Origin of the sequence: Bacteroides sp. K03 (genome assembly GCF_019734355.1) — a bacterium.
Taxonomy (GTDB): domain Bacteria; phylum Bacteroidota; class Bacteroidia; order Bacteroidales; family Bacteroidaceae; genus Bacteroides; species Bacteroides nordii.
The window spans coordinates 1-25,903 of the sequence record NZ_JAASHC010000014.1 but is presented as its reverse complement, the minus strand read 5'-3'; the positions used below and the strand labels follow the sequence as shown (position 1 = coordinate 25,903).

At 37.3% G+C, this 25,903-nt stretch carries 15 protein-coding genes; 6 read left to right on the top strand and 9 right to left on the bottom strand.

Annotated features, from left to right (window positions below; translation table 11 throughout):
* Nucleotides 1-26: 26 nt before the first annotated feature.
* Nucleotides 27-1,757, bottom strand: a complete 1,731-nt coding sequence (locus tag HCG69_RS11460) for a RagB/SusD family nutrient uptake outer membrane protein (protein ID WP_221650161.1) — start codon at nucleotides 1,755-1,757, stop codon at nucleotides 27-29.
* 24 nt (nucleotides 1,758-1,781) lie between these two features.
* A complete protein-coding gene (locus HCG69_RS11455) occupies nucleotides 1,782-4,991 on the bottom strand; it encodes a TonB-dependent receptor (RefSeq protein WP_221650160.1) in 3,210 nt (1,069 codons plus the stop codon).
* Between the two features lie 527 nt (nucleotides 4,992-5,518).
* Between HCG69_RS11455 and HCG69_RS11450 the strand changes: the two genes are divergently transcribed.
* From HCG69_RS11450 to HCG69_RS11430, 5 genes are all read left to right on the top strand, one after another.
* On the top strand, nucleotides 5,519-7,411 hold the full coding sequence (locus tag HCG69_RS11450) for a fimbrillin family protein (protein WP_221650159.1): 1,893 nt from the start codon (nucleotides 5,519-5,521) through the stop codon (nucleotides 7,409-7,411).
* Between the two features lie 5 nt (nucleotides 7,412-7,416).
* On the top strand, nucleotides 7,417-9,303 hold the full coding sequence (locus HCG69_RS11445) for a fimbrillin family protein (RefSeq protein ID WP_221650158.1): 1,887 nt from the start codon (nucleotides 7,417-7,419) through the stop codon (nucleotides 9,301-9,303).
* Between the two features lie 169 nt (nucleotides 9,304-9,472).
* Nucleotides 9,473-9,937, top strand: a complete 465-nt coding sequence (locus HCG69_RS11440) for a DUF4494 domain-containing protein (RefSeq protein WP_002559826.1) — start codon at nucleotides 9,473-9,475, stop codon at nucleotides 9,935-9,937.
* 94 nt (nucleotides 9,938-10,031) lie between these two features.
* Nucleotides 10,032-10,706: a YggS family pyridoxal phosphate-dependent enzyme gene (locus HCG69_RS11435; RefSeq protein WP_221650157.1), complete on the top strand. Its 675-nt coding sequence runs from the start codon at nucleotides 10,032-10,034 to the stop codon at nucleotides 10,704-10,706.
* Between the two features lie 11 nt (nucleotides 10,707-10,717).
* Entirely contained in the window at nucleotides 10,718-11,689 is a 972-nt protein-coding gene (locus HCG69_RS11430) for a dihydroorotate dehydrogenase-like protein (protein WP_221650156.1), read from the top strand.
* A gap of 65 nt (nucleotides 11,690-11,754) precedes the next feature.
* Here the strand turns inward: HCG69_RS11430 and HCG69_RS11425 are convergent, their stop codons facing one another.
* From HCG69_RS11425 to HCG69_RS11395, 7 genes are all read right to left on the bottom strand, one after another.
* Nucleotides 11,755-13,659 (bottom strand): nucleoside-diphosphate sugar epimerase/dehydratase, encoded by a 1,905-nt coding sequence (locus HCG69_RS11425; RefSeq protein WP_025867153.1) that lies wholly within the window; start codon nucleotides 13,657-13,659, stop codon nucleotides 11,755-11,757.
* A gap of 197 nt (nucleotides 13,660-13,856) precedes the next feature.
* Nucleotides 13,857-15,416, bottom strand: a complete 1,560-nt coding sequence (gene dnaB, locus HCG69_RS11420; protein WP_025867152.1) for a replicative DNA helicase — start codon at nucleotides 15,414-15,416, stop codon at nucleotides 13,857-13,859.
* A 291-nt stretch (nucleotides 15,417-15,707) separates the two neighbouring features.
* Complete coding sequence (locus HCG69_RS11415) at nucleotides 15,708-16,577, bottom strand: CPBP family intramembrane glutamic endopeptidase (protein WP_221650155.1); 870 nt, start codon at nucleotides 16,575-16,577, stop codon at nucleotides 15,708-15,710.
* A gap of 168 nt (nucleotides 16,578-16,745) precedes the next feature.
* Nucleotides 16,746-16,973, bottom strand: a complete 228-nt coding sequence (locus tag HCG69_RS11410) for a hypothetical protein (protein ID WP_221650154.1) — start codon at nucleotides 16,971-16,973, stop codon at nucleotides 16,746-16,748.
* A gap of 168 nt (nucleotides 16,974-17,141) precedes the next feature.
* On the bottom strand, nucleotides 17,142-20,375 hold the full coding sequence (locus HCG69_RS11405) for a DUF6443 domain-containing protein (RefSeq protein WP_221650153.1): 3,234 nt from the start codon (nucleotides 20,373-20,375) through the stop codon (nucleotides 17,142-17,144).
* Between the two features lie 67 nt (nucleotides 20,376-20,442).
* A complete protein-coding gene (locus HCG69_RS11400; protein ID WP_221650152.1) occupies nucleotides 20,443-21,657 on the bottom strand; it encodes a T9SS type A sorting domain-containing protein in 1,215 nt (404 codons plus the stop codon).
* Nucleotides 21,626-24,406: a hypothetical protein gene (locus tag HCG69_RS11395; RefSeq protein ID WP_221650151.1), complete on the bottom strand. Its 2,781-nt coding sequence runs from the start codon at nucleotides 24,404-24,406 to the stop codon at nucleotides 21,626-21,628. The genes HCG69_RS11400 and HCG69_RS11395 overlap by 32 nt, the downstream gene beginning before the upstream one ends.
* Before the next feature lie 343 nt (nucleotides 24,407-24,749).
* On the opposite strand from HCG69_RS11395, the gene HCG69_RS11390 reads away from it, so the two are divergent.
* Nucleotides 24,750-25,796 carry a leucine-rich repeat protein gene (locus HCG69_RS11390; protein WP_221650150.1) on the top strand — a complete coding sequence of 349 codons (1,047 nt, stop codon included), beginning with the start codon at nucleotides 24,750-24,752 and terminating at the stop codon, nucleotides 25,794-25,796.
* Nucleotides 25,797-25,903: the final 107 nt, after the last annotated feature.

The following is a 25,903-nucleotide window of genomic DNA, read 5'->3' as shown; positions in this document are numbered from 1 at the left end:
AATCCAATTTATCCTAAAAACAAACTTTAATAACCCGGATTATTCAATGAGCCCAATGCCTTGTTCCGTTGTATTTCCATCAATGGTATTGGGAATAGCTCATGCTTACCTGTTACAAACCGGTCTCCTTTACCTGCAGGAAAAGCATTCAATGCATATTTATATTTCTTCGGATCACCATCTGGAAAATTTTCGGTCGACTTCATATACGTATACATGTTCTCCAATGATTCTTTCAAAATACCCCAGCGAATCAAGTCATATTTACGAGTACCTTCATAACACAATTCAAAACCTCTTTCCCAATACAAAGCAGTTCTGAACTTGCCCGCAGGAGTAGAATCATCAATGAAGTCAAGATCAATCACCTTCGGTGCTTTATAAATCACAGCATAATTAGAGAAATCTTTTTTCAGTTCCGTTACCCCGGCACGCTTTCTAACCATATTTAACAATTCAACAGCCTCATCGGTCCTATCCAGCTCATTCATAGCTTCAGCTACCATTAATACTACATCCGGATAACGCAAAACCACATAATCTACATCCGTATTATTAGGATCTTTAGACATACCTACCCCAATCCATTCTCTTCTCCACTTGCCCGGATAATAGAATTTATTGGAAGGGGTATCCGGGCTCGTAGCCGGTTTTTTCGGATCGTAAGGCTTAATATTATATACTTTCTGACTCTTATTATCAATTTTATATTGACATATATTTACATCCCGACGAATATCATTCTCATCATAGAAAGAAGCCCAAGTAGGAAGGACCACAAAAAAAGAGTTAGCACGTCCGTAAATACTAGCCTGATCTGTTGAGGGACCAATGTAAGTGCCCCACATGCCTGCACCGGGAGCTTTCCCGTCAGGAGTATAGAATGCAATTTCCCAAAGCGTCTCTACCGGTTCATCTACATTCTGGCAATAGTTTTTCCAGGCTTGTTCGTATCCTCCGGAATAGAAATTATGGAAACCATTTTTTTTGAAAGCCTCCCATTCTGTCAGGATTGCATTAAAATACTCTTTTCTTTTATCTTCAGACGGGCGTGAAAGTTTAGCATCTGCTTTCAGGCTATATCCGGCTCTTTGCAATAATGCTCTCATAGTTAAAGCCCTGGCAGCCCCCTGAGTTGCCCGTTCCGGACTTGTATTTGCATCAGCCCATGGAAGTTGAGTTCTGGCTATTTCCAGATCCAACATAATCTGATCATAGATTAATTCACGATCTACACGAGGAGAATAAGCATCACTAACTGAAGCTGTATAAGTTGTTTTATACGGAACATCGCCCCAGTTTCTTACCAGTTGCAAAGCAATAAAGGCACGAAGAAAACAAAGTTCACCTTCAAACTTCTTCAATGTTTCATTACCTGTAGCATATTCCTTCATAGAGCGAATTCCATCCAATGCAAAATTCGCTCTGTCGAGTCCCTGATATTTTGCATTCCATGTAGATTCTATCCACTGATTATTTGTTGAAACCATATAATGTGATATATCACGACGCAAATTATCCGTATTAGTACCTGATACATAATACATATCATCAGAGGTAGGTATGGCCATTTCTGCTTGCCCGTAATGCCCCATACCTCCTAAAGTGTTGTACACAGCAGCAACGGCCATATTTGCATTAGGAACTGAAACGAAATAATTGGTTGAATCATAATAAGATTCAGGAGTTTCCGTCAAAAGATCAGTACAAGATGTCAGTCCGGACATCAGACAGAAGATTGCTATATATTTTTTCATGTTATTTTTCATCATTATCAGTTATTAAAAAGTAATGCTTCCACCACAAACAAAAGAACGGCTTCTCGGATATCCTCCCCAGTCTACTCCACGTGTAATTCCATTGCCCATTGTTGAAACCTCCGGATCAAATCCGCTGTATTTAGTAAAGGTATGGATATTATTAGCCGTCAGATATAAACGTAATTTCTTGATAACTTTTGTTTTCTTCAACATACTTGCCGGGAATGTATATCCCAGTGAAATATTATTGATTCGCAAAAACGAGCCATCTTCAATGGCCCATGAGTGCATAAACTTATCACCATCCTGCATATCACTGTAACAAGCCACTGTTTTGCCTGAATTTAAACGTGACAATGCAGTAGGATCAGTAATCTTTTTACCATCTTCTCCAATCGTTACCCAACGGTTCGATGAATTGGCAATATCAAGTACTGTAGTGTTTCCTGTTCTTCCAGAAAGAGTATTAGCCAATTTCGTTGCATTCAGAATATCTCCTCCCAAACTGAAGTTAAGGAAAATACTCAAATCGAAACCTTTATAACTGAACGTATTATTCATACCTCCATACAAAATAGGATTGGCATCACCAATAACCGTCCTGTCATTATCATCAATAACCCCTTTGCTAGCCCCTTCATCATCTACATTCTCAAACTTCCAATATCCCGGTTGTGGAGCATTATTCGTATTATAGGGAATCCCCTCTTTCAAAGTATATTTTTTTGTTGCAGAATCATAATTAAAATCGTCCACCTGATATAACCCAACTGTTTTCCAACCATAAATCCGCCCTAATGATTGTCCTACCTCAACGATATAGTTATTCTGATTCCACCCGAATTTAGCTTCTTCCAGAAAACTATCCTGATCGTTTAAGGCGATCACCTTATTTACGTTATGCGATAAGTTCAGATTGGTAATCCATTGAAAATCCTTAGTCTGTATATTAACAGAAGTAATACTGATATCAATACCTTTATTTTCAGTCTCACCAATATTCTGAAGCATTGTGTTAAATCCCGAAGAGGTAGGGATCTTTGTATTTAAAAGCAGATTGGAACTACGGTTTATATAAAATTCCGGAGAGATGGTTAAACGCTGATTAAAAAATCCGAAATCAAGACCGATATTTAATGTTTTGTTAGCTTCCCACTTCAGATCCTTATTAGGAATCTGTGTAGAGGCAAACCCATTGGTTATTCCTTCTCCATTCGGATAAAAATTATTGTTACTACCCATAATCGGTAACGAAGCATAGCTACCAATTCTATTATTACCAGCCAAACCGTATCCTATACGTAATTTCAGATCAGAAAACACATTCAGATTCTTGATAAATGCTTCCTCACCCACACGCCATGCAGCAGATACAGCCGGAAAGTATCCCCATTTATTATTGGCACCGAACTTTGAAGAACCGTCAGCACGCATAGAAGCAGAGAATAAATATTTGTCTGCATACGAATAATTTACACGTCCGAAGAATGACAAGAGGATGTCATCATCATTATAAGATGATTTCGGAGTTCCCGGAGTAGCTCCCAACGACATATCATTCAAACCAATATCATCATTCGGGAAGTTAGAAGCACTGGCACTGAACCAACGACTCCAACGTGCCACATATTCCTGTCCCAACATCACGTCATAACTGTGTTTTTTCATCTTTCCTGCATATGTCAAAGTATTTGAAGTTGAAAAGCTACCTTGTTCATTGTTTTGCAAAGTACCATTAATGCTCGAACGTTTGGCAGTAGCAGAAAGTGCCCCGTAAAATGTTTCTGTACGACGGGTAGAGAAACGGGCTCCCGTAGTATTTTTAAAAGTCAATCCCTTCAAAAGTTCATAACTCAGGCTACCATTAATCTGTATCGTTCTCTGTTCTCTCTTCTTATGTTCCGAGAGAGCTGATATAATAGGATTCTGCATCGCATTCTGATCATCGTCATACAATGGGTCGTCATTATCAATTAACTGTTGATCATCTCCCAACATACCGGCAGTAGGACGGTAAGATAAAATAGACCCCATCTTATTAAAGCCATAATTATCACCGGAAGTCCCCATTCCATGCACCGTAGTATGATCAAATGAGATTGATCCCGAAGCAGTCAACCGATCATTCGGTTTATGATCAACTTTCAGTTTAGCGTTGTGCTTGCTGCTCCCACTGGCTTTCATCAGCCCTTCTTCATCAAAATAGGCATATGACATGTTATATCGCAATTCTTTTGTTCCTCCGGCAATGCTTACACGGTGATTTTGCATAACTTTCGTACCTCCGAAAACCTCTTCCTGCCAATCTACTCCTTTACGATTCGCATAGTTCTTTTCAATATCGGCAAAGTCACCATATAAACTGGTAAACCCGTTAATATTACCGGCATCTATATCTTCATCCGAGAAGTTTCGTCTTTCATAATCCAGAAACACATACTCTTTTGTTGAAAGCATATCCAACTTACTTGCCAGTTTGGAGAACCCAACATAAGTATCATAAGAAATAGAGAATTTATTATCATTCTTACTGCCGGTTTTGGTAGTAATCACTACCACTCCATTAGCTCCACGTGCTCCATAAACAGCTGTTGAAGAAGCATCTTTCAGAATATTAATAGATTCAACATCGGCAGGGTCTATAGACGAAAGACCATCTTCACTGGGAAAGCCATCAATAATATACAGTGGTTCATTACTTTGCGTAATAGAAATACCTCCACGCACACGAATAGAGATAGAAGATCCCGGTTCACCTTCATTTTGTGTTACCATTACTCCGGAGACACGTCCTGCCAAAGCTTGGGTGATGTCCGACACAGGTACTTTAGAAAGAGCTTCCGCATCCACAGAAACAACAGATCCTGTAATATCCTTACGGGCCATTCCGCCATAACCAATTGCCACTACTTCATCAAGCATTACGGAACTTGCTCTTAAAGTTACATCAATCTTACTTCTTCCTTTCACCGGTACTTCCTGGGCATCCATTCCTATAAAAGTAAATACCAGTACATCTTTGGAAGGATTGTCGGATTTTAATTTGTAATGACCATCCAGATCGGTAATCGCCCCTACTCCGGGCGCTCCTTTTAAAGTAACATTTGCTCCAATGACTTCCAGACCGTCACTGTCCACCACTTTTCCTGTCACCGTAATACTCTGTGCATACACCACAAGGTTTGTAAGTAGAAGGAATACTACGAAAAGACATCTTGTTTTTCTTTGCATAATAATTAAATATAAAGTTATACATAAAGTTAGATAAGAAAGGATACAGAGTATGCTTCTTATCGATATTGCAAATGTATCAACTCGTTCACATAGGTCAGAATTCAAATGTTTCGGGTTTATTCAAAAAAACAGATTTCCATTTTGTTTTCGTTCGCACAAAGTTAGATATCGTTCATACCGTTATAAATCAACAGTTTCAGAGCCAGTATTCAACGATCTAATAACAGTTCATATATTACTATCATTAGATTATAAATTGTTTTTTTATTCATATTTCGTAGTAACTATCGCTTAAATGAACTTCATATGTAAATAGCAAAGAAAAGTTTTCTTCATAGAAACAGCCCGTTGACTAAAAAAATGGATTATATTAAATAATAAAATCAAAAAATAAATACAAATAACATTATTTTTAAAATACTACAAACCAAATCATTACAAATTATATTGGAAATCAGATAGATAAAATTTTATTTATAAGATATATTGTTTTATATTTACCGGATAACAAACAATAAAACAACATGAAAAACACTCTTAAAAAAGCTGCTAAACATAGTTTAATAGCAGTAACTTCTCTTTTCTATCTTTCCTGTGTTAACAATATTCAACTGTTAGAAGAGCCTACTCCTCTACCTGTTTCGGGTAATATACCCATCACTATTTCCGGACGAATATTACAAGTCCAGGCTCACACACGTATCACTGATAACAAATTCGACAACGACAATGCCATTGGACTTTATGTATTAGCCCAACCGGAAAATCTAAGCGGATCAAGACACATAGAGAATATGCGCCTTACATATTCATCAGACGGATTTACGCCTAAAGAAGAAATATACTATCCTAAAGGAGAAGGTAAATGCGATTTTATCAGTTATTACCCTTATCAGGAGGAGGGAATTATACAAGGAAGTAATCACATAAAAGTCAATGTCAGCACCGACCAAAGTTCAACTACAGAATATAGTAATTCAGATTTTATGGTAGCTAAAACAACCGGGATCTCCCCAAGCCTGAAGGCAGTAAACTTACAATATAATCACAAGTTGTGCCAGCTAAATATCATTCTACAAGTCTACGAAGAAGAAAATATCAATGAGCTACAGCAGAATGCATCTATCAGTATCAGCAATCTGAATACAAAAGCTACATATAACATGGATACAGAGTTATTCAGCGCATTCAATACCCCACAAAGCATTACTCCAAACGGAAAATGGGAAATAGACGAAGAAAGTCACCAACTTACCGGAAAAAAAGTCATTTTAATACCACAACCTATAACGCCCGATTGCGAATTAACATTGCGGGTTAACAACAAAGTTTATTGTGCATCCATGCCAACGGATCTTACTTTAGAAAGTGAAACCGGTTGCGAACTTTTACTCAGATATGACTCAAGGGTAGGAATAGGAGGAATCACAACATCTATAAGTGATTGGAAACCAGGCAGCAGTGGTAGTACAGATCTTGACGAAAAAGTTGATAATAGCTCGGTAACTGTTTCTGACTTAAATTTTGAGAAAACCGGTATATACAACCTGACAACTTCATCGGATATAGTGATCGGAGAGATCTGTAAAGAATACCTGTTAGGTGATAATATCGATGCACAAGCTATTGTTTTATATCCTACAAACAATTCAAACAAAGGAACTGTACTACAAATACTTGGTGAAATTCAAAATATACATGGAGGAAATATCAACTGGGATAAAACAAATAATTCATTTACCTACATAGCTGGAAATAAAGCTCCAATAGAACAAATTTATGTAGACGAAAATGGAAATATAATCTTTGAAAAAAGTGAGGACGTACAACAAATTCAAGCCAAAGAAAGTGTGTTAACAGATATCAGAGGTGCCGAAACAAATATTTATCCAATTGTAAAAATAGGTACTCAATACTGGATGCAGGAGAATCTGAAGACAACTAAGTATAATGATGCGACTTCCATTACCAATAATACAAACAATCTGAAGAATACAACAGCAGGTTATTACCTATCATATTCTAACTATTTCTATAACCAGGCAGCTATTACTACAGGTAAGATGGCTCCTCAAGGATGGAAACTACCAGATAATACAGAATGGGAGAAATTAAAAAACTATATTAAAGATGAAGCTGCGGTATTGAAGACAGATACATGGACATCCTATAATAGTATATCCCAAGCTAATAATAAAACCGGATTTAACGGAAGCCCAATTGGTATTTATTCTAAATCCGATAAGGGTCTGTATAGTTATAGTTATTCTAAAGAGCTTGTAGGTTATTGGAGTATAAAAAAAGAAAACCAAACACCTGATGATAAAAGTTTTTCTCTCAGCTATAAACTAAATGAAACAGGAGGAGTCAAAAACTCCGATTACTGTGCCTATTCCATACGTTGCCTAAAAGAGTAACACATATGAATACCTATATCCAGACAATAATTCGTACAAATATCATTGCATTGAGTGCTTTGATAGCCAGTTCGTGTGTCAACAGCATCGGAGAAGAAGAAAAAGAAAAGACTTCTATTACTCCCAGTGATATTCCTATCAAAATATCGGCAAAAACACTCCATACTCAAATTTACCAAAAAGAGTGTAATGAAGCTATTGGAATATATGTTCTGGTATCACCTGCGACTTTGAGTAAAGAACGTTATGTATCAAACAAACGTTTTAGTTGTACAGCCTCAGGATTTACTTCTGATGAAGAAATATATTATCCGGCAGAAAAGATAAAATGTGATTTTATTAGTTATTACCCTTATCAGAAAGCAGGTATTACAGAGGAGAAAAATACGATAGATCTAACCGTATGTACGGATCAGAGTTCAATAGCCAGCTATAACAATTCTGATTTCATGACCGCACAAGTTAGCAATGTCGCTTCGGGTAAAAAGAATGTAGAATTGCCTCATATACACCAACTATGCCAACTAACTATCAGAATCAAGCCAACAGAAGGATATGATATAAATGCACTTAAAAAGAATAATCCCTCAATTCGCATAAATGACGTCTTCACACAAGCCAGATATGATTTTGAAACAAAGGAATTTTCTTTGCTCAATGAAATTCAAAATATTCTTCCAAACGGTGAATGGAGCATCGATAATGGAACATTAATTGGAAAAAGAAGTATATTAATTCCACAAACGATAGCAGCAGGAACAGAGATACTCACGCTATCTGCAGATTCTAAACGTTATGAATGTCAGCTTGCCGAGAATTACGAATTAGGAAGTGGTACTTCCTGTGAACTTACAATACTGTACAATCCGCAACAAGGAATAAGTGGAATAATACCAGACATTAATGACTGGAAAGAAGGAAACAAAAGTGAAATCACTCCCGTTGAAAAAGTAGAAAAGACATGTATCTCAATTAGCGATTTTGATTTTGAACAAAGTTCTGTATACAACATCACCTCTGATGGAAAAATAGTAGCAGAGGTTTGCAAGGAATATTTATATGCTTCCGAAATACATGCACAAGCGCTTGTTATCTATCCTGTAAAAGATGGAAAAAGTGACTGGACAGAAGGAACCGTACTTCAGATAATCAGTGATGACAATGCAGTACATGGTGGTAAAGTGATGTGGCACAGTGATACAAACACATTAAGTTACACTCCCGGCAACCAGCGTCCAATCTCTTCCTTCTATATCACCTCTGATTTATCAATTACATTTATACCTCCCATCGATCCGGTGTTACTGTCTATTAAAAAGAAGATATTGTCCGACGTCAGAGGAAGTGAAATAATCACGTATCCCATTGTAAAAATCGGGACTCAATATTGGACCAGAAAAGATCTTCGGACAACATTATACAATGACGGAAAGAAAATCACCTTAAAAACAGCTACCAATTATTCAAAAAGCTCTGCCGGATATTTCAAAGAGTCCACATTTATTTTCTATAATAAAGCAGTTGTTGTCACCGGAAAGTTAGCTCCCAAAGGATGGAAAATAGCCGATAATAGTGCCTGGGAACTATTAAAAATATACATCGAAGGAGACGGGGCAGTTCTGAAAGGAGATGATTTATGGGAAAAATCCAAATTCATATCTTCCAATGCAACAGGGTTCAATGCTATTGCCACCGGCATCTTTACTAAAGTAAAAGAGAACGATTCCAGTATCTATCAATTTGCCAGGAAATATACTGCCTATTGGAATATGGGAGCCACCCAGAAAGCAGTAGCAGAAAACGGTGTTCTTCTGAGGTATGACACGCATGAAATTAAAGGAGCAGCCTATTCAGATTATTGTGGATATTCAGTGCGATGTGTAGTTGAGTAAGTAAGTTCATCCCGAAAAAAGACTTTAAAACCTGCTTTATTTGTGATAAATTCTTTTGTTTATAGATGCAGAAAGATGTTTTTTGAATTATCTTTGTAGACCATTTAGCCCTATTGGAAAGATAAATGGCAGAAAAATAATATATTAACTAAATAAAAAGCAGAAAAATATGGCAATGCATACTTGGTTTGAGTGCAAAATCCGTTACGAAAAACTAATGGAAAACGGAATGAATAAAAAGGTAACCGAACCCTATTTGGTAGATGCACTCAGCTTTACAGAAGCAGAAGCACGCATTATCGAAGAGATGACCCCATTTATCACAGGAGAATTCACCGTTTCAGATATCAAACGCGCCAATTACAGCGAACTATTTCCCAGTGAAGAAGAGTCGGCAGACCGCTGGTTCAAATGCAAACTCATCTTTGTCACTTTGGACGAAAAAAGTGGTGCTGAGAAAAAAACATCCACACAGGTATTAGTGCAGGCATCTGACTTACGTGATGCTGTGAAAAAACTGGATGAAGGAATGAAAGGTACAATGGCTGATTACCAAATTGGCTCTGTAGCCGAGACTGCCATTATGGACGTATATCCATACAGTGCAGGACCTAATGATAAACCGGAAGTTTAATTGATATATGATTTTTGAATTATGGTTTATGAATTCATACACCGGAGTTTTTCATAAATCATAATTCATAAATCATAATTTATAAATCAACAATATGAGTGTTGCGGAGAATCTAAGAGAAGTATTGACCGAACTACCTTCAGGAGTCCGGTTGGTTGCTGTTTCGAAATTCCATCCCAGTGAAGCGATAGAAGAAGCTTATAATGCGGGACAGCGTATTTTCGGAGAAAGCAAAGTACAGGAGATGACTGCCAAACACGAGAGCTTACCCAAGGATATCGAATGGCATTTCATCGGACATTTGCAAACAAACAAAATTAAATATATGGCTCCTTATGTAGCCATGATTCATGGTATCGACTCATATAAGCTGCTTGTAGAAGTCAATAAACAAGCTGCCAAAGTTGAACGTACCATTAAGTGCCTGTTGCAATTGCATATAGCACAAGAAGAGACAAAGTTTGGTTTCAGCGCTGAAGAATGCAGGGAGATGTTGTCTGCCGGAACATGGAAAGAACTGAAAAACGTACAGATATGCGGACTTATGGGCATGGCCAGCAACACAGATGATGTTGAACAAATAGACCGGGAATTCTGTTCTTTAAATAGTTTTTTCAAAGAATTGAAAGCTACTTACTTCTCTCATTCAGACACTTTTTGTGAACTATCTATGGGTATGTCACATGATTATCCTCAGGCTATTGCCGAAGGAAGTACACTTGTACGGATAGGAAGCAAGATTTTTGGAGAAAGAGACTATAACATTTAAAATTATCTACTATGACCGATTTAAAAACTACTTTTGCCGGGCTTCAACTTAAGAATCCCATTATCATTAGCAGTTCGGGACTAACCAATAGTGCCGGAAAAAACAAGAAGTTGGCCGAAGCAGGAGCCGGAGCCATCGTATTGAAATCGCTTTTTGAGGAGCAGATACTTATTGAAGCTGATCAGCTTAAAGATCCCACATATTCTGAGGGTAATGATTATCTGGCTGATTATATCAGAGAACATAAACTGGCCGAATATCTGGAACTGATCAAAGAAAGCAAGAAAGTATGTGATATTCCAATCATCGCAAGTATCAACTGTTATACAGATACAGAATGGATTGATTTTGCAAAGCAGATGGAAGAAGCCGGTGCGGATGCATTGGAAATTAATATCCTCGCAGTGCAATCGGACATTCAATATCAATATGGCTCGTTTGAACAACGCCATATTGATATTCTGAGTCATATTAAAAAAGTCGTTAAGATTCCCGTAATCATGAAACTGGGTGATAACCTGACCAATCCTGTGGCGCTCATTGACCAACTTTATGCTAACGGCGCAGCAGCAGTTGTATTGTTCAACCGTTTTTACCAGCCGGATATTGATATTGAAAAGATGGAACATATCTCCGGAAATGTATTCAGTAGTGCTTCCGACTTATCCAAAACACTTCGTTGGGTAGGAATTGCTTCTTCAATGGTTGATAAGATCGATTACGCAGCATCCGGAGGGGTACACAAACCTGCAGCTGTAGTAAAGGCGATTCTGGCAGGAGCATCAGCTGTAGAAGTATGTAGTACAATCTACCAAAATACCAACATGTATATTGGAGAAATGACCCGTTTCCTGGCCACATGGATGGAACAGAAAGGGTTTAAAAGTATTGCACAGTTTAAGGGAAAATTAAATGCAAAAGATGTGCAAGGCATCAATATGTGGGAACGTACTCAATTCTTGAAATACTTCTCCAACAAATAGAGAATAAAAAAATAGCTGCGTTATTTTTGTAACACAGCTATTTTTTTATCCTTTATTTTTGCCTATTAGTTCTTCTTATCCAACGCTTCAAAACAAGAGTTCTTACTTACAAATTCGGGAACAATATCCTTCATTGCTGCTACAATCTTCATCTGATCGTACGTATAACTCATTTCAATTAAATTCTGGATACGCTCTTTTACTTCATCATAATCATACTCGCGGACGGTAGCAATCATAATCTTATCGTGATAGGTAGGTTTTGTCAACTCCTTCACGTTCAAAAGTTCCTCATATAACTTTTCTCCATGCCGTAATCCGGTAAACTCTATTTTTACATCTGTACGCCCCGAAAGACTAATCATACGCTTAGCCAAATCAACAATCTTAACCGGTTTGCCCATGTCGAAGATATAAATCTCCCCGCCATTTCCCATACTTCCGGCTTCAAGTACCAATCTACAAGCTTCAGGAATAGTCATAAAATAACGAATAATTTCAGGGTGAGTCACAGTTACAGGACCTCCGCGCTGAATCTGATCACGAAAACGAGGAATAACAGAGCCATTAGAGCCTAATACATTTCCAAAACGAGTAGTGATAAATTGTACGGTTCCCTCTCCTTTTTCCTGTAATTTCTTAGCTAAAGACTGCACATAAATCTCACAAATACGTTTGGAACATCCCATCACATTCGTTGGATTTACAGCCTTATCAGTAGAGATCATCACAAACTTCTCTGCACCGTATTTTACAGCAAAATCAGCTAAAATACGTGTACCTGCTACGTTTACCTGAATAGACTCGGACACATTATCCTCCATCATTGGCACATGTTTGTAGGCAGCTGCATGGAATATATATTGAGGCTTATATTCACGGAAAATAGCTTCAATACGGGTCGGATTAGAAATATCTGCTACGATTGTCTCAGCATCAATATCTCTCCATCGATCCTGCAATTCAAGACGAATATCATGCAATGGTGTCTCTGCCTGATCTACCAGAATAAGTTTATAAGGATTAAAAGAAGCTACCTGACGCATTATCTCACTACCGATAGAACCGGCTGCACCGGTAATCATCACCCTTTTTCCTTCAAGATGAGAAGCAATCTTATGAATATCCACTTCAATCGGTTCGCGTTGCAAAAGGTCTTCAATCTGGATTTCCTTCAACTGAGTACGATTCAAAGGCTGTCCACCCCACTCACTCAAAGGAGGTGCAGTAAGTAGTTTTATATTATGAGCCAACAAACGATCTGCTATGTCCGTTTTCTTCAACTGATCCATCTTAGCCGGAGAAATGATAATGGTGTTCACATCGCGATCCTCCAACCTCTCAATCAGCGTATCATCATTGGGATACACCTTCACTCCCATCATAATCTTATCAATCAATTCCGGTTCGTCGGCAATAAAACCACGCAAACGATAATGATTACGTAAATTCACACGAAGTGACTTGGCTATATTTACACCTACTTCTTTTGCACCATAAATAAATACATTAACTGTCTGGCTACGGTCAAAATTAATGATTTCAAAAAACATTTTAACCACAATGCGCGAACAAGCCATCAGAGCAAAATTTATGACATACGCCATAAACAACACACTTACCGGAGCTATCTTTACATTGAAATATGTATCCAGAAGAACACTCGTAACCATCAACGTCCCATATGATACGGTGAGGGATACGAAAATGCGCATAATATCAACAAATGAAGAGAAACGCAGTACATTGGAATACGTACGAAATACCCGGAAAAATACCAGATTAACAATTACTGTCCAGAGAATAGTCTTATCAATAGTAGAAGAGTCTAAAAAAATACTACGAAAATCATAACGGAGCGCATATGACAACATACACGAAGATACAATAATAAAGACATCAATCAACAGAATAGTCCAAATAGGCAACACCTTTGAGGAAAGGTATCGATGAAAAAATCTTGGTTTCATTCTTTTTACAGTTTTTTGTTTTAGGCGTTGCAAAGATACATTATTTTTATCAACCACCGCTTTATTTTACAAAATAATAAAAAATCTTTTGTGTTTCCCTACAAATCAATAGAAACCGAAAATAATAAAAAAATGTAATAAACGCATTGAAATTCAATGATTCCAATGCGTTTATTACATTCTCAAAAACTTACTAATCAGAAAGGCAAAGGTCCTTCATCTCCTCCACCAAACGGATTGGCACTTTGTGGAGCAAAATCGGGTACAGGCGGCGGAACATTACCGGAGCTACTATTCATACGTGAGCCAAGTACAGGCATCGCCCCTGCATCGGGCACAGGTATTACCATATCATCATCCGGATTCTGGAAACGAGTATATTCACCTTTAAATCGCAACAGAACATCACCCACAGCACCATTACGATGCTTTGCAATAATTATTTCGGCCATACCACGAAGATCATTTCCATGATCGTCCTGAAATATTTTGTAATACTCCGGACGGTGAATAAAACATACCATATCGGCATCCTGCTCAATGGCTCCGGATTCACGAAGGTCACTCAACTGAGGACGTTTTCCTTCAATACCCTCACGATTTTCTACACCACGATTCAACTGTGACAGAGCAATAATAGGAATGTTCAACTCTTTGGCAAGCCCTTTGAGCGAACGAGAGATAGTACTAACCTCTTCCTGACGGCTACCAAAAGCCATACCACTGGCATTCATCAGCTGAAGGTAGTCAATAATAATGATTCTTACACCATGCTCACGTACCAGACGGCGTGCCTTTGTACGAAGCTCAAACACGGATAGAGAAGGCGTATCATCTACATAAAGCGGTGCGTCGATCAGGTCTTTCAGTTTATAGTCCAACTGTTGCCACTCATATGCAGCAAGCTGTCCGCTCTTGATCTTTTCACTGGGTATTTCGCACACATTGGAGATAAGACGGTTCACCAACTGTACATTGCTCATTTCAAGCGAAAACAATGCAACTGGATTACGGAAATTGACAGCTATGTTCTTAGCCATGGAAAGCACAAAAGCCGTTTTACCCATAGCCGGACGGGCAGCAATAATAATGAGGTCGGAATTCTGCCAACCGGAAGTCATCTTATCCAGTTTAGTGAAACCACTTTCCAAACCACTTAATCCATCGGCACGGGCAGCAGCTTTCTGAATCAACTGATACGCTTCGCTAATCACCGGATTGATCTGCGTATAGTCCTTTTTCATATTCCGCTGCGAAATTTCAAAGAGCTTTCCTTCGGCTTCCTGCATCAAATCATCCACATCGAGCGTTTCGTCAAACGCTTTACTTTGAATGCCACTGGTAAAAGTAATAAGCTCACGTGCCAGATACTTTTGTGCAATGATACGGGCATGATATTCAATATGCGCAGAAGAGGCTACTTTACTACTCAGCTGTGTGATATAAAACGGACCACCTACTTCTTTCAAATCACCCCGTTTGGCAAGTTGTTCTTTTACCGTGAGAATATCCACCGGCTGCTGGTTGACTGCCAGATCGGTTATAGCAGCATAGATCAACTGATGACGATGTTCATAGAATGATTCCGGACGAAGTATTTCACTCACCAAAGAATAAGCATCTTTCTCGATCATCAAAGCACCCAATACAGCCTCTTCCAGTTCCGGCGCCTGAGGCTGAATACGTCCGTAATCAGTTATAGGTTGTGGAGTTTTGGATTTGGTATTACGTGGAGTTCTTTTGGGTTGTTCAGCCATCTTTATATTTACTATTTAAATTCTATTCATTTACAATCTAATCCTTAAGCACACTGCCAGTATGCAAAGGGGGTGACAAAGATAGAAAATAAAAATGAGACTGATAGCAGAATAAGATAGCAAGACTGATAAGAAATATCTATTTGCAACCTAATAATGTGTATTTAACATTTGTATATCTACACCATTAAAGTACGTACTTTATCCATATAAACTATGCATTTTAACTGTGCGTTAATTACCTATTTAACACTGCGTTAAATACGTAATTTTATAAGTAAGAAAACCTATTTATCTGCATTTTCTTCTTTCAAAGTACCAGATAATACTTCCCGTCAGTACAATCATCAGTATCGTACAGATGATAGATCCCTCAAAGCCAAAAGTACCGCCGTTCAAAATGGTATTCTCTGGCAGTTGCAGCTGTAACAGTGGCGGACAAAGCTCAATCCCGCTTACTTTATACCCCAACACAGGACCTTGCAACCAATTCCAGAACAGATGTAACGAAATCGGGAACCAGAGATTACGGGTATAGAGAAAAGCAGCTCCGAGCAGACAGCCAGCCAACACAAGATTCAGCATGGGAAGAAAAGCTACATTCGGATTGAAAAGATGCATCAGAGAAAATAACACAGACGAAATCAGCAACGAAAGGAATTTGTTAAGCCTCGTCCGCAGCAACCGTCCCAAAACATAGCCACGAATCATTATTTCTTCTGTAAAGGCAACAAGAATACAGACACCGAAACTCCCCGCCAGATTGGTAAAGCTAAAATGAACTCCCATAATCCTGACCTCTCCCAATGCTAATGAAAGTCCGAATCCAATACCATACAGGAGTACAGCCACCAACAATCCATACAAGAAGTCTTTCCAACGCCCCCGGATACTAAGTCCTAAATCAGAAAACGGACGATAATCGCAATACTTAAGAACAAACAAAGCAGGAAGGACACTGGCCAGCAAACTGGCTGTCTGAATAACTGCGTATTGGGACAGTGTATACGATCCATGTACCCCCGAAAGCCCCAAACCTAGATAAGCAGCCACAGAAAGCACCATGGAAAGAAAGAAATATAATCCTATATAAACAGACAGACTGATAAGTACATGAACCTCTTTACGAGGTTTCCGATAAATGATATTTTCTTGTTCCATGATTTTCAACAGAATATATTATACCAAAATTTTATTTATCAAAAATATAGACAGATACACTTATTTAATATCCTACCTCTTTAAATATTTGAAAGATGTATGTTGTTTTTCTTTTAAACCAAGATTATTCGCTTCATACTAATAACCCTTCTATTGTATTCTTCAGCATCATTTATCTTCTTGATTCATTTTTAAATAATCATAGGCTTTTCTTGCTAATTTGTATCCCCAATACATTCCAAGTAACAAAAAAAATAAATAAGATAATAAAAAAGGAATGTCTTTACTGATAACAAAACGATATATACCCATTAAAAAAAAATATCCCCAAAAAAAACGGTCCACTATTATATTTGAATAATAATAGAATTTATATATCATTTTTTTACTTTTCATGTCTTTTTTTATTTAAAAGCTTATAACTTATCATTATCAATAGTAATATAAAAAAAACAACACCATAGTATTCGTCTATCACTCCCAAATCTATGTAATTATCGAAAAACATTTTCTTAACTGAAAATATCAATGTCACATATACTGCTATATTATTTACGTACTTCATTAGAATAAATTAAGAATTTTTTGTAGCCACCCTATTTTCTGTTCTGCTTCTTTCAGCTCTAATTCCAGTTGTACTGGAGGCTCTTGCGGAACGACCTTTTGAGGTTGTGTACCTTCAACAACTGATTCAACGACTGCAGCACCAGCTCCAACTGTAGCTAACCCTATTGCTATCTTTGTTTTATTTCCACCATCATTCGGATTTCTTTTAGGAGCAGGATCACCATTGGGCATAGTACCAGATATATTAGTATCAATACTTTTGGCAATATTCGCTTGCTCTTGATTTCGCTGATTTCTTTCATTTCTTTCTCGATTTCGCTGATTTTCGTATTCCGGAGAAACTGCAGCATTTTGCTTTGCAATACTTTCGATTCCTTCAAGCAATGACTGTTGCGCTGCGGCGGCCTGTTCTGGATTTAGAAAATAATTATAACTATAAGTAGCAGTGGCCGTGGTAGCTGTGGCTACTGCAGCGGCATCCGCAGTTCGCATCGCCACAGTTGCTGTCCTTGCCGCTTTATAAGCTTTGTACCCTTTATATGCCCTATATAATGCTAATATTGGATTTCTTCCATCCGGATCTACAAATCTCACCGGATTACTCATACAATATACATATGGACTAATTGAATAATACTTCTCACACAATGGATCAATACCTGTCCATCCCGGAACATCGAAACGCATATAGCGCCCACCGAAATCAGCCCAATCCAGACCATGCATCCGATCTAACTCTTTACCGGCAAATTTATAAGCTTGCAAGTTTGTACCAGCACTCTCCCCGAATAAACCGCCATAAGGATAATAATGATTAACTTCTTCCACACTACCATCCTGCTTTACTATTACACGATTATTACCTTGATAATCTCGTAAATTATAATGATAAATTGGAACCATGCCGGATAATGTAATATATCCTTCCGGAGTCAGAATTTTACTCAACTCTCCATTTTCATAGATCACATTGCCACAGTAATCAGTAGTCAGTGTATCCGGTTGCAATGAAGAAAGTGAAACACTTTTATCAAATCGCAACCCTTTAGATAAAACAGCCAAAGGTGTAATCACCTGAGAAAAAGGAGTCACATGCCTCACGCGACGCTTTATACCGTCTGAATCATAAAGATAATCAATACTCCTATTAGAGTTAAATACTATTTGCGATGGTAAATTTAAAGAATTATATTGAATCACGCTAATACCCTTATCAATATCCCGTACCAAATTACCATTTTTATCATAAAAGAACTCTTTTTCAACATTAGCACCATCTACATAATTAAGAGCACCATTATATAAAGGAACATACGAAGAACCATCCGTCACTTTTCGCAACTGATTACCATCATAATTTAATGTCAAATTGTCAATGGTTTTAAAATAGAATATATTATCGGCAGTACTATGCACCCCATGCCGCTCTAAAGCAATAATACTACCCATTTTATTGTAAGTATAAAAAGCGGCGTAGGTATAAGGTTCAGAATACCTCGCAAGATACAATCGATTCAGATTATCATAAAAAAAATCATATTCTCTGATAAACGAGTCATCACCCGATTTCCAGTCCATCCGACTTATATTACCATTAAAACAATTGGAACCTCCTTCTTTATATTCATCATAATATATATTTTGAGTAAACTTCGCTCCTGATATACCAGTTAACCATCCCCGAATATTATAAGTATAACTGCTTTTAAGAATTTCATTTCCATGATGTCTCTCGCTTTCCAAGCGCCCCAACTCATCATAACTGTTTTCCAAAATCTCTACAGGAGAATTTGATCCCAACATATGCGTTATTTTCAATAGTCTATCTGCATGATCATAAGAATAAACATAAGTCTGTTCCAATACTGTTTTATCAGGAACTACCTGAAGATGAAACACCGTTTTAAGCTTATCGGTAAATGTATAAACTTTATTCTCAATATCATATCCTCCCAAATGATTGCCTGTAATCACTTCTATGGGACGTCCTTTCACATCATAATATGTGGCAGAATATAAGTAAGTACTTGTATTTAATAGATTGGAGACACGTCCGGTCAGCAGCCCTGTGCCACTGGTCGTAGGAAGATGGAATAAGCCTTTATTGTTATAACCGTCTAAAGATAAAAAAGAATAATTATCATAATAATTAATTTCTTGAATTTCAGGAGAAGAAAATATAAAATTACTATTATAGCCGCTCATACCCAATCCATCAGGAATTACCATACCGGAATCATTTAGACTTAAGACACAAGTGACGTACATTATCTCTACAGTAACGGGATCATCACATGTGCATATACCTCTCACTGTCTGACGGCGAAATTTGTCATAAAGGTAGAATGTCCATTTTCTCGATTCACGCTGTTCTCCGTCCTGACTAAGTATCAGATTATCGGCCAAATCATAGATATACTTGATAGGATCACAGCCGGGAAGTACTTTCTCTACACAACGGTTTCGTCTATCATATTTATATTGATAGGCATAATAACTGAGGTTGGGTTCATCCTGATAGGCCGGAGGAAGAACAAAACAACAATTGCCAAAATCATCATAGACATAATAGGTATCATACATATCGTCAATTCCTGCCATTTGACGACTCAAGACCAATTGTCCCAACTTGTCTGTGAAAGAATAGGATTTATTCCAGTCTTCATCAGTAGTTTTAGTGACATACAATTCTCCGGCATCATAAATTCCGTTCTCTGCAAGTTTTCCGGAAGAGGTGACAGTATACATTTTACAGGAAAGCTCTCCAGTAGTAGTATTTGTCAAGTAATTTGTTGCAACCGGATTGTTCTCCCAGCTAACTCCCGGGCCATATTGTTTAATAGGCCGATTCAGAGGGGAAGATTCATAAACCGGCTCACTAAAGGGTCTTGTATCCCCATTGTAGAAGTTGGATACACTGCCTTTGAACGATTCAAGAGTAATATAATCGGAAGATATGACAGACGGCAACCATACTTTCGATTCACGTCCGGCGACATCATATTCCTGAAGAGTTGCCAGGCTGTAATGGTTGGGAGTAATTCCTTTCCGGACATTGATATACGGACGTCCCAGCCCATCATAATATTGAATATTTTCCATGTATTGACTCCCGTCTTCAGTCAACATGAAACGTGTACGAATATAGTTCTGTCCTCCAGGCTGACAAACAACCTCCGGAATATACAGTATTATAAATAAAACCAGCAACAGAAAATGAATACATTTCATAGAATGTGTCTTTTATAGTTTTTAAATTTAAAGAGCTTAATAATAAAAATCAATATTCCACCGAGATCTACTTTATGATTTTCTCCCCATAAACTTTATCACCAACAGAGATACGCAAAAGGTACTTCCCTGAAGGATTTTCTGATAAGGGGAGTAATACACTATAACTACTTATCGGCCGGGAGAACGTTCGAGAAACAGTAAGTTGCCGTCCTTGCAAATCATACAGACCAATGGTTACATCCGCATCTTGCATCAACACATAATGGAATTGTAAATTACCTTCGGAATCAAGTTCATAACTGTATCGAATTAAGTCATCCTCATAAGCATTCCCCTTTCCATCCGACCGAGGGGACGGGCTTCGGAAATTATTCCCTGATTCAACAACTTTCTCACGTTGTATCCTATTTTCCAGATCATCTTCCAAACCGTAATACTGCTCCTGTGGTGGATAATAAAAGGATACAGTCAGGTAATCCTGCCATTTACCCAACGCACAAATGGAACTCTTAATACTTTCAAAGACCGGATATCGATATCCCTCAGCATACCAGCGCCACGTATCCGTCCGGATACAAATAGAATCATGAGCCAAATGCCAATTAATACTATCGCGGTTTAGAATAAAGGAAGTACTATCAGCAAGCAAAGAATCATTTTTGATAATAAAGCGCATCTGTTCTACAATATCTTTTTGGGTATGCACCCGCATGACATGTCGCAATGTGTCACCTGTTGAAAGTAGCAACATGCCTGTTGCATCTGCACTAACAGTCGACTTCCCTTGCACATGAATATTTAGCCGATTACAATAGCTACCTATACCATCGAAATAATCAGTAAACACACAGCCATAAGCGAAAGGAAAAATGAGCAGAACCTCTGATTCATGAAACTTCATCAAAGTGGTGGGATTTTCGTAACCAGACAATAAAAGAGAATCACCATGCATCTGATAATAATACATGGTACTATGTTCGATACCGACCAAATGATCCCTGTTTTCACCCAGAGAAGAATATTTCAACTCGTAGTTTTCATCAATAGGATTCAGGTCACGAATATCCCATATCTTTTGTACTCCTTTATCACCAGGTTGTTTGTAAGTCACCCGTTGTTTCATCAGACAATCTCCTTTTCGAGGCATGTTCAGGCAACTGTCCAAAAGAAACTGGGCATCAACAGAGTGAATCGGAAATACAGTAGCCAACAATAATAATAAAAAGCACTTCCTTATTTTTACCCCGTTATGGGTTTTCGGTTGCATACTTGTATTCATTAGTCTGTATGTATTGTTTAACGCCATTAACTAATCGATAAGTTTCTATTAATTGGTTCTTAGCATTGTATGAATATACTATTTTATTTCCTCGAGAGTCCGTGATAGAGGTTATCCCCACCAACGGAACATGTACATATGTGGTCACCATAGCATGAGGCAGACGACTCCGGATGACATCCAATAAAGAAATATCAGAAGCTGATTCAGACATTTGTCCAACATTGCCAACAATAGCGGATACTTCCACAATAGTAGCATTTTTTATTTCCGCTACAATATATGAACTATTATACCCCCATAGGAATACACTCTGTAGACCATTCTTCTCTTTTATAGTGGCAAGATTTCCATTTGGATAATAAGAATAATCGACCTGTTTCTCAAATCCACCCATACCTTTATTCCTAATATAGAAAGAAGTAGGTTTGATTAACCTCGGACCAATTTGATCATAAATAATTTTTTCACCTCTTAAAGGTATGGTATTTGTCGATACTCTATAAAACTCTTTAGCAATAGGTGTAGTCAAGTAATTATTTTCTTTTAAGAGGTTTATAACAGGAAACGGATATTCGTCATATCCATTGTTGGCATAATAAGTTTTTTCAATCATATCTTGTTTCCTACTATCAGTTACAATTTTTTCATCCAAATTATAGGATTCTTCCTGATGGTAGTAATAATATTCGGTAGTTTCCAGAGGTATTGACTGATTCTCAAATAGCTTTACACGTTTCATAATCGGTTGATATCTTCCCGCTTGAAGACTATAAGGTACGGCATTAAAATCACAGCCATAATCTCCGTGCCCTATAGTGTAAGTAATATTTTTTTTATAAAAAGGGAACTGATTAGACTGCCCCTCCATACAACCATCAAAAAGACTAGAAAAATATAAAGTATTAGCAGCAATATGATATCCTACTATTCTGTGACTATTTATACAGTCGTATTCCCATTCTGTTTCTTGAGCGAGTTCACTTTTCTTATATATCTTTTGTTTGGTAAGCAATGGACCTTCATAGATATAATGCCAAACTTCAGATTTAAAGCCATTTCCTTCATCTGGCGTATAAATATATTCTTCTACAATTTTTCCTTCATCTGTATACTCAGTCACTTCATCATACCATATTTTGGGCTGACTTCCCAATAAGGAAATAAAATAATTGTATGGAGAGATTATTCTTCGAGTAACTTCTTTAGGAATATTAGATATTGAATAAAAATTTACCTTTTTTTTCGAATAATGCCCCAGAATATTAAAGTTGTCGGTCGCAATGCCGTAACCAGACTCATTCTTACCATATTTATATGTTTTAGTAATTGTCTTTTTAGAAACAGGATCGTACTGATTGACTTTTTTTATTCTCAGCCCCGCTTTAACTACAGTTGAAATTTGAGTATTACCTTTATTCAATTCATACTCAAACGAAGCTATTCCGCCGGTTGGGTAGGTTATCTTATTTAACATATTTGCTTGAATGAATCTTTCATTTGTCAATCTGTCCCCTCCCGAATAATTAGTTAATCCCCTCATTAGTGTATCAGGCAACACAGAAAGATATGTAGCCCCCATATTACCATTATAATATCCAAATTCGTCTTGCGCATACGCATTGGCAAAAGTAATAGGATTATAATCAAAGAGATATTTTCCTTTATCAGAAATATCAACACTTCTTAATGTATGTTGATTTGGCTCAAAACTTACCGTTTTAACAACATTAGAATTATTATCTAACATTTGTATAGAAGATAACCTATGTGAATCATATTCAAAGGCCACCTGTCCGAGAGGAAAGGTGATGGTTGAAATTACATAATCAGTTATAGCACCCAATGGCTCTATAGAAGACAAGTTAAATGGAGTAAATTCTGGCAAAATGGGATCTGGAGAAGGATCATGGCAACAGTCCTCAATCAGTATGCCATAAGCATATCCCCTTGGATCTTTCCATAAAGTAGTAAGTTCATAAGTAAAACTTATGCTTTGTCCATTTGGATAATCAATACTACTCAACAGATAAGCGCTTGTATTACTGGCTACTTCACTATCTGTAGCCAACACATAACCATACATTCCTTTCCTATCTCCGTAATTATAGATTACTCCTTGATTGTCACGAATCTCAAACCCAGAGAAACTTCCAAGTCCATCAGCCACCACATCTATTTTAAGATATGAATCTTTTATTTTTAACACCTTAAATTGATTATTAGGCATTTTCTCGGTAACAAAGCTAACACTTTCATTATTAACACTGACTGAAAACACATCATGTTCTGCATCATATCCCCAAGAAGGAAAATCAAATTCTGTGGGAGTGGCATAGTAACTGATAGAATCATAAATACTTTCTATACTAAATGTTGACGGCATTCTCAATTTACAATATTCATCAGGTTTTCCGTTATTTTCCCTAATAATTCTTGTTGCAGGGAAAAGATTCCATCCGTAACCCAATATTCCTATCGGATCTTCTACTTTAATACCTGAAGCATGATAGGAAATTGAAAAAGAAATAGGATCAGCCGGAGTAGGGATCTCAAACAAAGGAATACTAATATTAACGAGTCCCAAAGCCTTATTTACTGGGTAAAAAAGGTGTTGACTCAATTTTGATGATTCAGGCGGACTCATCTTAATTTCAGGAAAATACACTTTCAATGAATTATTTTCTTGGGAAAAAGAAGTGAAGGATAAAAGTATTCCCCCAAGCATAAATATTAATTTTTGTTTCATAATATTAGAGAATTGTAGATTAGGTGGTTGTTTTTATAATTTTACAAATATATTACATTTATTTATAAAAGCAAGGAAATACTTAAAATTTCGTCAACGTTCAATATAAAAATATTTTTTAAGTCAAAAAGACTATTCTTGGTTACCATACTTAAAATATACAATATACTCAATAGGGCTAAAAAGGAATATAACGATAAGCTATCAAGAAAATCTTACACATATTTAGGTGAGTTATATTTGCTAATAAACGCTAAGCCGGAAGCAAAAATAACTATAAAAAACAAAAAGAGAGGCTTGTTCTCTCTTTTTTCTGTATATTTGTCTAAATAAAAGCTCACTCATGAAAATAAAACATTTATTTATAGGTCTGCTCCTGGCTGCAACAACCCCGGGAATTATGGCGCAACCTATTAAAAAACAGTATTTTGTATCCAAAGCAGGAACATTGATCTCAATGATGACCGAAGACGAAGCAAACAGTGTTACTCATCTTACACTGACAGGAAAAATCAATGCAGAAGACTTCAGACACCTGCGGGATGAATTTAAAAACTTAGAAGTACTCGATATCTCAAATGCAGAGATCAAAATGTATACAGGAAAAGCCGGAACACATCCCGACAAATTCTATGTATATATGCCCAACTTTATTCCTGCATATGCATTCTGCCAGGTAATAAACGGACAACCTCAAGGAAAGATGTCATTGAAAAAAGTGGTTCTTTCAGAAAAGATCAAGAACATCGAAGATGCTGCTTTTAAGGGTTGCAGTAATCTTGCTATTTGCCAGATCAGAAAGAAAACGCCGCCCAATCTCCTTCCGGAAGGGTTGGCAGACAGTATTACTGCCATTTTCGTCCCATTAGGTAGCAGCGACGGATACAAAATAAAGGATAACTGGAAATCATTTGCCTTCATCGAAGGAGAACCACAGGAAGCTACTTTGCAAGTGGGTGCAATGAGTAGTCTGGAGAGTGAAATACAAAAGGCAGGCTTACAGCCCAAAGATATCAACTTCCTCACAATTGAAGGTAAATTGGACAACAACGACTTCAAACTAATCAGAGACTACATGCCCAACCTCGTTGCTGTAGATATTGCAAAAACAAATGCAACTTCTATTCCGGATTTTACATTCTCTCAAAAAAAATATTTGCTTCGTATAAAATTGCCCCACGGACTAAAGGTGATCGGCCAACGAGTATTTAGTAATTGCGGCAGATTGTGTGGTACGGTAGAGTTACCCGCCAGTGTAACCGCTATTGAATTCGGTGCATTTATGGGATGTGATAATCTACGGCATGTGGTAGCTACAGGAGATAAAATTACAACATTGGGTGATAATCTATTTGGCGACGGGGTAGAAAACAAGTTGATATACAAGTAGGAATCGAGAGAAAATTAATAAAGAAACATAAGAGTGACTTAATACAGATTTACTTTACACCGTTTTAACATTATAAAAATTCATATGGCAAGTAAAGTATTTCCTCG